We start from the raw sequence: 14,281 nt of genomic DNA on the forward strand, positions 1-14,281 counted from the left end.
GCTGGCGGCCGTCCGGTCGGGTGCCGAAACGCCGGGCCCGCGCCCCGGAGGCGCCGTGCTCCTTCACGACGGCTGGACGATCCGCCCGGCCGGTCGCGCGATCGACGTCGGAAACTTTCCGATGGCCGTCGTTGCCCTGCCCGGCCGGCGCGCGGCGGTGCTGCTCTGCGGCTACGGGGAGGAAGGCGTCGACGTCGTCGATCTCTCGACCGGCGCGCGGCAGCGGCTGACGATGCCGAAAGCGTGGCTCGGGCTCGCGGCTTCGGGCGGCGGAAAGACCATCTACGCCTCGGGCGGCGCGGACGGGATCGTCCGCGTCTTCGAACAGCGTGAGAGCGGCTGGGTCGAAGGCGAGCCGTTCCGGCTCCCGGCTTCGGGAATGGTGGCGGGACTGGCGCTCGACGAGGCGCACGGCCGACTCTACGTCGCCGAACACGACGCCGGCCGACTCGCCCGCTTCGACGTGACGACCCGGAAGCTCGACCGCGAGTATCCCGCCGGCGGCTCTCCGTACGAGGTGCGTCTCGACGCCTCCGGCGGACGAGCGTTCGTCTCGAACTGGGCGGACGGAACCGTCTCGGCGATCCCCGTCGACGGCGACGGATCTCCGGCGACGTGGAGCGCAGGCTCGCATCCCACGGCCCTGCTCCTCGATCCCGCGGGAGAGCGCCTGCTCGTCGCGTGCTCCGCCGACGACCGGGTGACCGCGCTCGACACCCGCACCGGCCGCGTGCAGTGGAACGCTTCCGTGACGTTGCGCCCGAACGGTCTCGAAGGAACGACGCCGACGGCGCTCGCCCGCGCTCCGGACGGCCGCATCCTCGTCGCGAATTCCGACAACAACGATCTCGCCGTGATCGACGTCCGCGGAGAGCGCCCGCGGGTCGAGGGTTTCCTGCCCACCGGCCGCTATCCGACGGCGATCGCGGTCGACGGCGACTCCATCCTCGTCGCCGACGGCAAGGGTTCCGTCACGCGAGCGGCACCCGACGGACCGCAGCCGACCGACCGGATTCCCGGATCCCGGACCCCCCGCTACGTCCTCGTCCGCCAGACGGGCGATCTGCGGGAGATTCCCCTCTCGAGCCTCGAACGCCTCCCCGACCACACGAAGTCGGTGCTCGCGGGCATCCCCGCGGCTCCCGAGGAGGAGCTCCATCCCCGATTCCGAAAGATCCGTCACGTGATCTACGTGATCCGGGAGAATCGCACGTACGACCAGGTCCTGGGCGACGACCGCCGCGGAAACGGCGACCCGGCCCTCGTCCTCTTCGGCGAACGCGTCACGCCCAACGCGCACACGATCGCCCGGACGTTCACGCTCCTCGACGATTTCTTCTGCAACGCCGAGGTGTCGGCGGACGGCCACAGCTGGTCGTCGGCGGCGTTCGCCAACGACTACGTCCAGAAGACCTATCCGCAGGAGTACAGCCGCCGGGGATGGAAATACGACTACGACGGGGAAAATCCGCTCGCCCGTCCGCGGGGAGGCTACCTCTGGGAGGCCGCCGCCCGGGCCGGGGTCCCCTTCCGCTCGTACGGCTGGTTCCTCGACCTCGGGGCGAAACCCCTGGCGGCCGCGCCCGAGTCCGGCCTCGGCGGGCACTTCGATCCCGCGTACCGCGGCTGGGACCTGTCGTACGGCGATCTCGACCGGATGGACGAATGGCTGCGCGAGTTCCGGGAGTTCGAGAAGACGGGCGCGCTTCCGGGCCTCGAGATCGTGTACCTCCCGAACGACCACACGTCCGGAAGCGCGCCCGGGGCGAAGGCGCCGACGTCGATGGCGGCCGAGAACGATCTCGCCCTGGGCCGGATGATCGACGCCGTGACGCACAGCCGCTATTTCTCCGATACGGCCGTTTTCGTCCTCGAGGACGACGCCCAGAACGGCCCCGACCACGTCGATTGCCACCGCTCCCCCGTCTTCGTCGTCTCGCCCTACACGCCCCGCGGAAAGGTGGACTCCCGGCAGTATTCGACCGCTTCGGTGCTCGCCACGATCGAGACGATCCTCAGGCTCCCGCCGATGTCCCAGTACGACGAGGCCGCGCCGCGCATGGCGTTCGAATTCTCCGGCGCATACGATCCGACCCCGTTCGCCGCCGTCCCGGCGACGGTTCCCCTCGACGAAACCAATCCCGCCGGAAAGGACGCCCCGAACGCGGCACTCCTCGATTTCCGCCGGCCCGACGCCGTGCCGGATGCCGTGATGAACGACGACCTCTATCGCGCGGTCACGGGCCGGCCGAGTCCGGGCATCACCGTGCGGTTCGGGTCGGCGGCCCTGCGGGAGGACGACGACGGCGACTGACGGCGAGGCGGCCGAGCTCCGTCCCGCCGAACCCCGGCGAACGCCGCCGGCCGGGGGCGCGATTCCCTCCGGGCGACGGCGCCGGGTGCTAAACTTCCGGCACACGGATTCGTAGAACTCTCTGGAGGATATGGGCATGTTCACCTGCGGCGCCGTTCTTCTGGGAATCGTCGTCCTCCTCCTCTTCTGGGTCGTCGCCCGGTACAACGGACTCGTCACGCTTCGCAACCAGGTCGCCAACGCCTGGAAGCAGATCGACGTCCAGCTCAAGCGCCGCTACGACCTCATCCCGAACCTCGTCTCGGCGGTGAAGGGAGAGATGAAGTTCGAACAGGACACCCTCGAGAAGGTCATCCAGGCGAGGAACCAGGCGGTGGCGACCGCGCAGAATCCCGGCGCGGGAATCGCCGCGCAGGCGCAGTCGGAGAACGCCCTGACGGCCACGCTTTCCCGTTTCATCGGCCTCGTCGAGAACTACCCGAACCTGAAGTCCAACGAGCAGGTCCGCGCGCTGATGGAAGAGCTGACCTCCACCGAGAACAAGATCGGGTTCGCTCGCCAGTTCTACAACGACCTCGCGACGAGCTACAACATCGCCCAGCAGGTTTTCCCCGCGAGCTTCATCGCGTCCACGTTCCACTTCACCCCGGTCGAGCTCTTCCAGATTCCCGAGGGGGAAGCGACGCAGCGCGAGGTGCCGAAGGTCGACCTGAACCTGGGGACGTAGCCGTGGCGGTCGCCACGGCTACGGTCGCGAGTCGAAAGTCTCGCGTCCCCGGCGTCGGAACGCCGCTGAGATCGCTTCCCGATCCCCGACCCGCGACCCGCGACTCGCGACTTGCGACCGACCGGCGTCGCCGGCCATGAAGACCCTCTACGAGCGACAGAAGGAAAACCGCTCGAAGACGTTCGTCCTCATCGGTTTCTTCATCGTCTTCCTCGGCTTTCTCGGCGCGGGCCTCGACTTCGCCTTCGTCGGGAGACAGGTCGGAATGCCGATCGCGACCCTGGGGGCGCTGGCGCTCGGGTCCTTTTCCGCCTACTGGAGCCTGCACGGAGGTGATCGCGCGATCCTGGCCTCGACCAACGCCCGCCCGATCGATCCCGCCAACCCCCGTGAGCGGGTCCTCGACGACGTCCTCGAGGAGATGGCGCTCGCCTCCGGAATGCCGAAGCCCCGGGGATGGGTGATTCCCGATCCCGACCCGAACGCCTTCGCGACGGGCGCCGATCCCGGGCACGCCTCGATCGCGGTCACCGAGGGGCTTCTCGCGATCGTGAACCGGGAGGAGCTCCAGGGAGTCGTCTCCCACGAGATCTCCCACGTGAAGGACTACGACACCCGCTACATGACCGTCCTCGCCGCTCTCGCCGGAGCGGTCCTGCTGCTCGCCGCCTGGAGCCGGAACGCGATGTGGTGGGGAGGCGGACGCCGGCGCGACGACCGAGAGGGAGGAGGCGGGGGCGTGCTCGTGCTGCTCGTCTGGGTCGCGGCCGCGATTCTCGCGCCGATCGTCGCGCAGATCGTCACGCTCGCCGTCTCCCGCCAGCGCGAGTATCTCGCCGACGCCACCGGCGCCGAGCTCACGCGGAACCCGCTCGCCCTGGCCTCCGCGCTCGAGAAGATCGGCAGCGCCGCGGCCCCGACGCGCACGATCACGGAAGGGGTGGGGCATCTCTGCATCGAGGACCCCCGCGGGAGCACCCTTTCGGCCGGAGACACGGTCGCGAGCTGGTTCTCGAGTCACCCGCCGATCGGCAAACGGATCGCGATCCTCCGCGAAATGGCGCACCAGACCGGCGCGTAATCGCGCCGATCTGGTGAAACCTCACCCCGCTCGCCTGTGCCGAACTGCCCCTCTCCATGTGGAGAGGGGCGGAGATTCGCCGGTTTCCGGTCACGCTCCGATGTCGCGGCGAGGCCCGAGCCCGATCCCGCCGCTCGATCAGGAACGCCGTGTCCGGAGCAGGGACCACTGACACCCGATGTCGTGCGATCGGGCGAGGCGCGGCCAGACGGGTTGGAAGAGGCGCGCGGGCGCCCGGCCTGGCGGCCGAGTCGTACCGGGGCGCACGGCGTGCGCCGCCGACCGGGCGCACGCGTCCCGTATAACGACCCGTATGGTCCGCGCCTTCTACTGGCGCAGACCGCGGTCGAGATGCTCGACGAGGACGTCCGCGCCCTCCAGCCCGACCGACAGGCGGACGAGCCCCGGCGTGATGCCCCGCAGCATCCGATCCGCTTCCGGCACGACGGCATGCGTCATCGACGCCGGGTGCTGGATGTAGCTGATCGCCGACCCGAGGGACACCGCGAGCTCCATCGGCGTGTCCTTCCGGGCGAAATAGTTCATCAGGGCCTCGCCCGCCGGGAAACCGCCCTCGAGCTCGAAGGCGACCATCGCTCCGCCGTTGCGCATCTGCTTCTTCACGACGCACGCCTGGGGGAAATCGGCGAACCCGGGGTAGTGCACCCGCGCGACCGCGGGGTGTTCCCGGAGGAACGCGGCGATCCGCGCGGCCGAATCGCACGCCGCCTGCTCCCGGATCGCGAGGCTCTGGAGCGTCATCCCGTTGAGCCAGGAGTCGAACGGCGAAGGGGTCGTTCCGAGGTCCTTGTACCAGGGGAAGAGCACGTCCTTGAGGAAGCGAAAGGGCCCGAGAAGCGCTCCGCCGATCGACGTCGAGTGCCCGTTGACGTACTTCGTCAGCGAGTGCACGACGAAATCCGCTCCGAGCCGGAACGGCTGTTGAAGATAGGGGGAGCAGAACGTGTTGTCGACGACGAGCGCGATTCCGCGCGCGTCCGTCTCGCGCGAGATGGCCTCGATGTCGGCGACCGCGAGCGTCGGATTTTCCGGGGTCTCGAGGAAGAGCACGCGGATCGCCGGGTTCGCGTCGAGGCGGCTCCGCACCGCCCCGAGGTCCGCCATCTCGACCGATTCGTAGGCCACGCCGTATTTCGCGAGGCCGCGGAGCAGCGAATCGCTGCATCCGTAGATGTTGCCGGCGAGGACCGCGTCGCCGGAACGCAGAAGCGCCAGGAGCAGGGTCGCGATCGCCCCCATTCCCGAGCTCGCGATCAGGCACCCGATCGTCGGCTCCCGTTCGTCGACCGCGAGAGCCTTCTCGATGACGTGATGCGCCTCCAGGCGAAAGAGCTGCCGCTCGAGATACTCGGTCGTCGGGTTCCCGAGGCGGGTGTAGATCCGCGCGAACGGCCGTTCTCCCCCCTTCGCCATGCCGAGAAACCGGTCGGCCCCGTCCCGGACGTTCTCGAATGCGAACGTGGAGCGCTGGTAGATCGGCGGGAGACCGCGCCCCGCCGCGATCGCGCGGAAGAGGCCTTCCGGGAGCTGCGGCTCGGGGTCCCGCACCCAGCGGCGCTTCCGGTCCTGCCACCATTCCCACCCGAGGAACGGGTCGTTCGCGGTCATGGCGGGCATCTTAGTGCAGGGCGCGGCGCGGCCGCAGATGAAGTTGGATCAGCCCGCGGGAACGCTCCGGTACAATCGCCCGCATGAGCACCGAAACGAACGAGCGCGCGGTTCCCGGTCTCCAGGACGGCGGCAAGATCGACGAGATTCGCGATCACGTCCGGTCGATCATCGAAATCCTGGGGCTCGATCCCGAGCGCGATCCCAATCTGAGGGACACCGACCGGCGGGTCGCCAAGATGTACCTCGAGATGTTCTCCGGGCTCTCGGAGGGTGCCGAGCCGAACATCACCTGTTTCCCGAACGACGAGGGATACAGCGCGATGGTCATGGAGAAGGACATTCCCTTCTACTCGATGTGCGCCCACCATTTCGTGCCGTTCTACGGCCACGCCCACGTCGCGTACATTCCGAACGAGCGGATCATCGGCCTCTCGAAGATGCCGAGAATCGTCGAGTTCTACGCCAAACGGCCGCAGCTCCAGGAGAGGATGACCGAGCAGATCGCGGGCTATCTCGAGCAGAGCCTGCGGCCGCAGGGCACGATGGTGGTTCTCGAGGCGCGACACCTCTGCGTCGAGATGCGCGGGATCAAGAAACCGGGCGCCACGACGGTCACGTCCGCACTGCGCGGCATCTTCCTGAACAAGCCCGTTCGCGAGGAGTTCCTCGACCTCCTGAGGCGGTAGCTTCAGCGCGGCGGGTGGACGCGAACCGGAACCGAGGGCGCCGCGGGCAGGACGGCGCGCGGCCCGGCGAGCGAAAGCGCTTCGACGCCGCCGCCGGCCACCCCCGCGTAGAGCGCGTGGCGCCGCCCGTCCATGACGATCGCGTTCGCCTCGGGGCTCGTGAGGCCTGCCGAAAACGGCGACCAGTGCCCGCCGCCGTCGTCGGATCGAAAGACCCCTTCGCCGAGCGTCGAGATGAAGAGCCGCCCGGGCACCGCCGGGTCGATCGCGATGGCGCTCACGTCGAAGCCGTCGGCAGGAAGGCCGGCGCTCCGGGACGTCCAGTGGGTTCCGCCGTCGATGCTCTCGAAGACCGCGCCGCTCGTCAGGCCGGCGTAGAGGCGAAGGTGATCCGTCGGGTCGAACGCGAGCGCCGTCACGGCGACGCCGGCCGGGAGGCCCCCCGACACGGGCGTCCAGGAGTGGCCGGCGTTCACGCTGCGGAAGAGCCCGCCGTTGGCACCCGCGTACAGGAGGGAACCGTCGGTCGGATCGACCGCGAGGGCGATCACCCCTCCTCCCGGGATTCCGTTGCTCGAGGGGCTCCAGTGAGCGCCCAGATCCACGCTGACGAAGACCCCCCCGTCGCCGCCCGCGTAGAGCGTCGTTCCGGAGCTTCCCCCCGCGACGATCAGGCGGAAATATCCCCCGGCTCCCGCGCTCGAGTCCTCCCACGTGGCGCCCCCGTCGGTGCTCCGGAAAATCCCGGCCGGTCCCTGGACGGCGGCGAAGACGAGGGACGGATCGCCGGGTCCGACGAGGAGCCCTTTGACCGCGAGATCCCGGCGATTCGACGCCGCCCAGCTGATTCCGCCGTCGGTCGTGCGATAGACGCCGAAGCCGAAGGTTCCTGCGTAGAGCGTCGAACCGCGCACGGGATCCTGCACGACCGCGTTCACCCATTGGCCGGCGATCCCGTCTCCGCTGGGACTCCAGTGCGCCGCCTGGTCCGTCGTCCGGAAGAGACCTCCGCCGTTCGCGTCGGCCGCGACGTAGAGCCTCGCCGGATCGACCGGATCGGCCGCAATGGCCCAGTATCCCGACGGCAAGGTCAGTCCGGTACTCGCGGCGGTCCAGTGCGCTCCGCCGTCCGCGCTCGCGTAGACGCCGCTGTCGTAGTCCGTGGCGTAGAGGCGGCCGTCGGCAGCGATCGCGATCCCGAAGATGTCCGCGGAAGGAGGGATGCCGGTACCGGCCGGCGCCCACGACGCTCCCCCGTTGGTCGTCGAGTACACCCCCGAGCCCGTCGCCGCCCAGACGCGCCCGCCCTGACCGGGATCGATCACCAGCTGCTCGACCGAGGTGTTCGGAAACCCCGCTTCCGCCGGCGACCAGCTCGCGGCGCCGTCGGTCGTCTTGAACACGTGACCCGCGGACCCGGCGAAGGCGATGGAAGGATCGTGCGGGTCGATCACGATCGCCTGCATGAAGAGCGTGGTCAGGCCCACCGAGCGGGCGACCCAGCTCGCGCCTCCATTCGTGCTCTCGTACACCCCCTGCCGGGCGAGCGCCACGAGGATCCGGGAGGAATCGGCGGGATCGATCGCGATCCCGCGGACGGCCCGGTCGGCCGGAAGCCCGTTGCTCGAGTCGGCCCAGTGCGCCGCCCCGTCGGTGGACTTGAAGATTCCGGCCCTGCCGGTGAAATTGCCGCTCGTCCCCGCCCAGAGGGTCGAGGGCGCACGCGGATCGACGGCGAGAACGTTGACGGTCGGATCGGTCAGGCCGGCGTTGGAGGGGACCCAGCTCTCGCCTCCGTCGGTGCTCTTGAACACTCCTCCCAGCTCCCCGCCGGCGTAGACGGTCGCGGGATGGACGGGATCGACGACGACCGCGTCGAGCGGGCCCCCGGGAGGCCCGATCGGGTGCCAGGAAGGGACCGCGTCCGCCGCCGCGCCCGAGAGGAGGGCCGACAGCAGGATTCCGCGTCCGAGGAGCTCGAGGCAGGGGCCGCCGTTGGGCATGGAGATCCTCCGATCAGGGAATCGAGCGTTTCGTCTTCTCCGGTCGCGGCGCCGACGCCGGGATCACGGGGCCGCGTCTGGCGAAAAAGTCGAGCTCCTGCACGCTCGAGCCGTCGAGGCCGGCGAAGACCCGGCTCCGTGCGTCGTCGGCGAGAACGGCCAAGGCGTGCGGGTTCGCGAGCCCGGTGTTCAGCGGGCTCCAGTGGGCGCCCCCGTCCTGACTCCGGAATATTCCGCCGCCGTACGTCGCCGCATAGACCAGGCCTTCCGTCTGCCTCCCGGCCGACAGCGACTCGACCTCGCGGTCCGTCAGTCCGGTGTTGACCGCGGTCCAATGCGCGGCGCCGTCGGTCGTCCGGTAGACCCCCGCGCCGGAGAACCCGGCATAAACGGTCTGGTGCGCGAGAGGATCGACCGTGAGGGCGACGACCTGGCCGGACGGGAGGCCCGCCCCGGCCGGAATCCAGCTCTGAGCGCCGTCGCCGGTCCGGAAGACGCCGCTTCCCGTGCCCGCATAGAGCACGAGCGGATTCGTCGGATCGGCGGCGAGGGCCTTGACGGAGCGGTCCGAAAGGCCCGAGTTCGCCGGGTGCCAGCTCGCCCCCTGGTCGTGGCTCACGAAGACTCCCCCGTTGCCGGGATCCGGCGACGACGGGTCTCCGGCGAGATAGAGAGTCACCGGCGATCCCGTCGCGACGACCGCATAGAACCAGTTCCCGGCGATCCCGGCGCTCGAGCTCTTCCACGTGGAACCTCCGTCGCTGCTCACCTGGAACTTCGACGAGTAGGCCGCCGCATAGACCGTCGACGGGCTGACCGGATCGATGGCGAGGCCCGCAACGAACAGACCGGTGCCGCTCGTCGGCGGAAGCCAGTTTGCGCCGCCGTCGGTCGACCGGAACACCCCCTCCCCGTAGGTTCCGGCGAACAGCCGAAGGGGCGACGGCTCGAGAGCCAGCGACGTGACGGTCTGGCTCGTGAGCCCCCGCTCGCGGAGGCTCCAGTGCGCGCCGCCGTCGATCGAGCGAAAGAGGTTGTCCCCGCCGACATAGACGGTTCCCGGATGGACGGGATCCGCCGCGATCGCGTCCATTCCGGACGTCGGGAGACCGGCATTCGCCGGAGTCCAATGGGCGCCCCCGTCAGCGCTTCGAAAGACGCCCTCCTCGAGCGAGACCGCAAAAAACGTCTGACCGCCGGCGGGCGTCATGGCGTAGATCTCGCCCGAGGAGCCCGCGGTGGCGGCCCAGCTGTCTCCGCCGTTCGTGCTGAGATAAACCCCGTCGCCGGTCCCCGCCCAGATCCGGGAAGGCTGCGAGGGATCGACGAGGAGAGAAGGAAAATCGGTCTGGACGGGCAGGCCGCCGTGGAGCGTGTCCCAGCTGAGGGCCCCGTCCGTCGTCCGATAGAGGTGGCCGTTGTAGGTCCCGGCGAAAGCCGTCGCCGGATGTGACGGATCGATGGCGAGCGAGGTGACGAAGAGGTCCCCTTGCATTCCCGCCGCCCGCCCCGCCCAGCTCGCTCCTCCATCCAGGCTCTCGTAGATTCCGCTCTCCGACTCTCCCGCGAGTACCCGCTGATCGTTGGTCGGGTCGACCGCGATCGCCCGGATGTCGGCGCCGTCCGGCAGGCCCCCGTTGCCCGCAGTCCAGTGAGACCCGCCGTCGGAGCTCCGGAAGACTCCTTCCTGCGTCCCGACGAGCAGGGTCGTGGGTTGCACCGGATCGAGCGCGATGGCGTTGACCGTGAGGTTACCGAGACCGTCGATCATCTGTGACCACTGCGTTCCCGAATCGACGCTCCGGAAGACTCCCCCGTTGAACGTGACGGCGTAGAGGATCGCGGGATTCGAGGGGTTCACGGCGATCTGATCGATCGGGCCACCGAGCGGCCCGGAGGAAGACCATGCCGGGACGCCGGCGCGAGCGGGCACCGCGGCGAACCACCCGAGGAGAAGCAGCACAGGGAGAGCCCGGCACTTCATCGAAGTGACTCCGCGGAGCAGGGGAATGCGCGAGAAATGGTCACGGCAGCCGGACGGCCGTCATTATACTCCCGGCGCAGTTTCGTCTCCGGCGAACCGCCGGCGGATCTCCCGCATCAATCCGAGCCCGTCCCGCGTTCTCGCTCCGTGCCAGCAGCAGTCGTCCCCGTCGACGAACTCGATCGGGGTCGACCGGCCGAAGACGGCCTCGATCGCCGGCCGGTGTCCCTCGGAAAAAGGAAACGGCTCGGAGGGAAAGAAGAGGACGTCCGGCGCGGCGGCGCGGACCCGCGCGGGCGTGATTTCCGGATACCGCGCGGGCTCTTCCCCGAAAACGTTCGCTCCCCCGGCGTACCGGAGCAGGTCGGAGACGTACGTGTCGCCGGAGACCGACATCCAGGGGTCCTTCCAGATGAAGTACGCGTAGCGGAAGGTCGCGGGACCGGGGACGGCGGTCGCCCGTTCGATCTCGGCGGCGAGCCGCTTCCCCTCCTCCGGCCGGCCGACGGCCACTCCGAGCTCCCGGACCACCCCGGGGACCTCCGCCACCGTGCGAGGGAGGGAAACGTGGACCGCGAATTCCTTTCCGAGCGCGGCGAGATCTTCCGGGCGGTTTTCCTCGGCGTTGGCGACGACAAGGTCCGGAGCGAGGATCCGGATCCGATCGAGGTCCGGGTTCTTCGTCCCGCCCACTTTCGAAACCTTCCGCAGCGCCTCGCGCGGCCGGATGCAGTATCTCGTCACGCCGACCGGCATCACCCCGATCTCGACGAGAGTCTCGGTGAGCGAGGGGCAGAGGGAAACGATCCGAAGGTCAGTCATCCCGTTCACTCTTCCCGGGCGCGATACCTGCCTGGATCAAGCTCCTCTTCACGTCGAACTGCGGCCATCGATCAGGCGCGGCCAGACGTGCCGGGTCGCCGCGTCCCGTATGACGGTGCGTATGGGTGCCTGCCGAATCAAGAGAATTGTGTCGGAAGACCGGCATTCTTGAACATGCCGATCAACCCCGTCTTGTCCGTCGCTTTCGTCCAGGCCTCCCGCGGCTCGATGAGCTTCTCCCGGACGAGCGTCATGAGCGCGTCGTTCATCGTCGTCATCCCGATCGCCTTCGAGGTCTGCATCACGGACGGGATCTGGAAAGTCTTCCCTTCGCGGATCAGGCTCGTCACCGCGTTGTTGACGAGCAGCACTTCGAGCGCCGCGACGCGGCCACCGCCGATCTTCCGGCAGAGGACCTGGGCGACGACGCCCTTCAGCGCGTCGGCGAGCATGACCCGGATCTGCTCCTGCTGTTCCGGCGGAAACTGGTCGATGATCCGGTCGACCGTCGAGACGGCGGTCGTGGTGTGGAGGGTCCCGAAGACGAGGTGCCCGGTCTCCGCCGTCTCGATCGCGATCGCGATGGTCTCGAGATCCCGCATCTCGCCGACGAGCACGATGTCCGGGTCCTCGCGGAGCGCCGCCCGGAGCGCGTTCTTGAACGAACCGGTGTGCGCGCCCACCTCGCGCTGGTTGATGAGGCACTTGATGTTCGAATGGACGAACTCGACGGGATCCTCGATCGTGATGATGTGGTCGGTGCGATTCCGGTTGATGTAGTCGATCATCGACGCGAGGGTCGTCGACTTGCCCGACCCCGTCGGTCCGGTGACGAGGACGAGCCCCTTCGACAGGGCGCACAACTCGAGAATGGCCTTCGAGAGCCCGAGCGTCTCGGCCGGGACGATTTCGATCGGGATCTGCCGGAAGACCGCGCCGAACCCCTTCCGATCGCGGAAAACGTTCACGCGGAATCGCGCGAGGTCCGGGATCTCGTACGCGAAATCGGCATCGCTCTTCTCCTCGAAGTCGCGCTTCCCCTTCTCCGATGCCGCCGGCAGCACGAGCCGCTCCACGTCCGCCGACGAGAGCGGCAGGAACTGCGGGAGGAACGCCATCTGTCCGTGCACGCGGAGGGCCGGCGGGCAGTCCGACGAGAGGTGCAGATCGGACGCCGATCGCTCGATCATCAGGCGCAGCAGGTCGTCGAGCGAGGATGCGGCGACGGGGGGCGGCATCTCGTCCCCTGCTCCCTCGGGTTCGGGAGCGGGAGCGGGAGGAGGCGCCGGCGCGGGAATGACGGGACGCTCGGTCAGCCGGACCACCATCGACACCGTGGCCTCTCCCCGCTCGATCACGACGGCAAAGGCCTCGAAGCCCGAGACCAGGGGAAACTTCCCGACGGCGAGCGCCGGGACGTCCGGAATCTCCGCGACGAGAGATTCGATCGTGGCGACGGCGAGCGGCTCGCGGCCGAGGTCCAGCCGCTGCCCCTGCCTCACGATGAAGATCTTCTCCCCCGGCACGAACCGCATCTCGTCGGCCCGGGACCGCACGAACGCGTCGAGAAGGGGCCGCCAGCGCGACACTAGCGCAGTCCCTCGCGAATGGCCCGATCGTTCGGAGCGCGGCGGGCCGGGCGGCAGCCGGACGCGGCAACGACGCCGACGGGCCCGCGCCGCCGGAGCCCTCCGGGCACCCCCCGATGGCGAAGAATCCCGGCGTCGCGTCGTCCGCCCGCCGCGGACGCCGTCGCGCGGCTGTTCCCGGGGAGGGGCACTAGAACTCGATCCAGGCGATGCGGTCCTTCCGGACGAACATCACCGATTCGGCGCCTTCGATCGGCACGAACTCCTCCTCCTGGTTGAATGCGTCCGAGACCCGCGAAGACTCGGTTCGAAGGCTCGCGAGGAGCGTTCCCTCGGCGACCTCGCCGTTTTCGAGATGGAGCCTCAGGAAATAGATCGCTCCCGGGACGCGGCCGGGGAGCCGCGAAACGAGCGGCGCCCCCGGGGGCGCGGAAGCCGTCACGATCGCGCCGCGGCCGACGAGGACCGGTTTACCGGCGGAGTGCACCGGCAGGAAGAGCCGGCGGGCGTTGAAGAACTCGTCGAGCGTCTCCGCGCCCTCGTGGAACGGGGACGTGCTGGAGAGGTGGATGGTCGCGGCGAGCCGCGCGCCGTCCGACAGGAGAAATTCGACGGCGACGGGTACCGTCGGGACGCGGATGTCGTCGCCGGGCATCCCGGCATCATAGCGAATCCCAGCCCCGGAAAAGAGAAACGCCCGGCCGAAGCCGGGCGTCGAATCGTGCTCTTTCCGGGGCGGCGCCCTACTGCCCGCGGTTTCCCTTCTTCGTGGTCGATCCGCCCTTCGACTTTCCTTCCTTCGCCGGCTTCGAAGCCTTCGCAGCGGGCTTGGCGGCCTTGGCGGGCTTCGCCTTCGCGGCGGGTTTCCGCTTCGGCTTCGGCTTCTCGGACGGCGAGCCTTCGGCGGCCGCCGCCTCGGCGCTCTCGGCTTCCTTCTCCTTCCGGATCGTCTCGACCTTCGAGGACACCGAGCGCCGGGCGCGTTCCATCGTAGACTCGCGCTTGGGCCCGCGCTCCTTCGGCGTGAACTTGAAGTCGACGAACTCGAGAATCGCTTCCTCCGAGTTGTCGCCGCGCCGCCGGCCGAGGTGCAGGATCCGCGTGTAGCCGCCCGGCCGGTCGGTGAACCGGGGTCCGAGCGTGTCGAAGACCTTCTTGACGAGGGGCCGGCTCGGCACCCAGCGGAAGACCTTCCGGCGCGCGGGGACGGAGTCGTTTTTCCCCATCGAGACGACCCGTTCGACGAGGGGCCGGAGCTCCTTCGCCTTCTCGAGCGTCGTCGCGATCCTCTCGTGCTCGACCATCGACATCAGCTGGTTGCGGAACATCGCCAGCCGGTGGGAGGTCGACCGGCGGAGCTTCCGCCCGAATCGATTGTGCTGCATGGCCCTTTCCTACTTCTCGATTCCGGCCGGCACGTTGTTCAGGTCCATCCCGAGCGAC

General features: G+C 69.1%; 11 protein-coding genes. 4 read left to right on the top strand and 7 right to left on the bottom strand.

Annotation, left to right across the window (positions count from 1 at the left end):
• From VFS34_12380 to VFS34_12390, 3 genes are all read left to right on the top strand, one after another.
• Positions 1 to 2,314: bifunctional YncE family protein/alkaline phosphatase family protein (locus tag VFS34_12380; protein HET9795247.1), on the top strand; the 2,314-nt coding region annotated here is incomplete at its 5' end.
• Between the two features lie 136 nt (positions 2,315 to 2,450).
• Positions 2,451 to 3,041, top strand: coding sequence for a LemA family protein (locus tag VFS34_12385; protein ID HET9795248.1), 591 nt, complete (start codon positions 2,451 to 2,453; stop codon positions 3,039 to 3,041).
• A gap of 136 nt (positions 3,042 to 3,177) precedes the next feature.
• Complete coding sequence (locus tag VFS34_12390) at positions 3,178 to 4,122, top strand: M48 family metalloprotease (GenBank protein ID HET9795249.1); 945 nt, start codon at positions 3,178 to 3,180, stop codon at positions 4,120 to 4,122.
• 327 nt (positions 4,123 to 4,449) lie between these two features.
• Here the strand turns inward: VFS34_12390 and VFS34_12395 are convergent, their stop codons facing one another.
• Positions 4,450 to 5,751: a PLP-dependent transferase gene (locus tag VFS34_12395; protein ID HET9795250.1), complete on the bottom strand. Its 1,302-nt coding sequence runs from the start codon at positions 5,749 to 5,751 to the stop codon at positions 4,450 to 4,452.
• A gap of 137 nt (positions 5,752 to 5,888) precedes the next feature.
• On the opposite strand from VFS34_12395, the gene folE reads away from it, so the two are divergent.
• Entirely contained in the window at positions 5,889 to 6,440 is a 552-nt protein-coding gene (gene folE, locus VFS34_12400; protein HET9795251.1) for a GTP cyclohydrolase I FolE, read from the top strand.
• A 2-nt stretch (positions 6,441 to 6,442) separates the two neighbouring features.
• Here folE and VFS34_12405 read toward each other — a convergent pair whose 3' ends face one another.
• The 6 genes from VFS34_12405 to rplQ form a co-directional block, all read right to left on the bottom strand.
• Complete coding sequence (locus VFS34_12405; GenBank protein ID HET9795252.1) at positions 6,443 to 8,443, bottom strand: hypothetical protein; 2,001 nt, start codon at positions 8,441 to 8,443, stop codon at positions 6,443 to 6,445.
• Positions 8,444 to 8,456: 13 nt separating this feature from the next.
• Complete coding sequence (locus VFS34_12410; protein ID HET9795253.1) at positions 8,457 to 10,406, bottom strand: YCF48-related protein; 1,950 nt, start codon at positions 10,404 to 10,406, stop codon at positions 8,457 to 8,459.
• A gap of 84 nt (positions 10,407 to 10,490) precedes the next feature.
• Positions 10,491 to 11,249 carry a helical backbone metal receptor gene (locus VFS34_12415; protein HET9795254.1) on the bottom strand — a complete coding sequence of 253 codons (759 nt, stop codon included), beginning with the start codon at positions 11,247 to 11,249 and terminating at the stop codon, positions 10,491 to 10,493.
• Positions 11,250 to 11,386: 137 nt separating this feature from the next.
• Entirely contained in the window at positions 11,387 to 12,838 is a 1,452-nt protein-coding gene (locus VFS34_12420) for a type IV pilus twitching motility protein PilT (GenBank protein HET9795255.1), read from the bottom strand.
• A gap of 190 nt (positions 12,839 to 13,028) precedes the next feature.
• Positions 13,029 to 13,493, bottom strand: coding sequence for a hypothetical protein (locus tag VFS34_12425; GenBank protein HET9795256.1), 465 nt, complete (start codon positions 13,491 to 13,493; stop codon positions 13,029 to 13,031).
• Positions 13,494 to 13,581: 88 nt separating this feature from the next.
• Positions 13,582 to 14,223, bottom strand: coding sequence for a 50S ribosomal protein L17 (rplQ, locus tag VFS34_12430; protein HET9795257.1), 642 nt, complete (start codon positions 14,221 to 14,223; stop codon positions 13,582 to 13,584).
• Positions 14,224 to 14,281: the final 58 nt, after the last annotated feature.

The organism is Thermoanaerobaculia bacterium (genome assembly GCA_035717485.1).
Taxonomy (GTDB): domain Bacteria; phylum Acidobacteriota; class Thermoanaerobaculia; order UBA5066; family DATFVB01; genus DATFVB01.

Excerpts from the sequence above, each read along its gene's own strand:
- VFS34_12385 (HET9795248.1), top strand. The coding sequence starts at position 2,451 with ATGTTCACCTGCGGCGCCGTTCTTCTGGGAATCGTCGTCCTCCTCCTC.
- VFS34_12390 (HET9795249.1), top strand. The coding sequence starts at position 3,178 with ATGAAGACCCTCTACGAGCGACAGAAGGAAAACCGCTCGAAGACGTTC.
- VFS34_12395 (HET9795250.1), bottom strand. The coding sequence starts at position 5,751 with ATGACCGCGAACGACCCGTTCCTCGGGTGGGAATGGTGGCAGGACCGG.
- VFS34_12405 (HET9795252.1), bottom strand. The coding sequence starts at position 8,443 with ATGCCCAACGGCGGCCCCTGCCTCGAGCTCCTCGGACGCGGAATCCTG.
- VFS34_12415 (HET9795254.1), bottom strand. The coding sequence starts at position 11,249 with ATGACTGACCTTCGGATCGTTTCCCTCTGCCCCTCGCTCACCGAGACT.
- VFS34_12425 (HET9795256.1), bottom strand. The coding sequence starts at position 13,493 with ATGCCCGGCGACGACATCCGCGTCCCGACGGTACCCGTCGCCGTCGAA.
- rplQ (HET9795257.1), bottom strand. The coding sequence starts at position 14,223 with ATGCAGCACAATCGATTCGGGCGGAAGCTCCGCCGGTCGACCTCCCAC.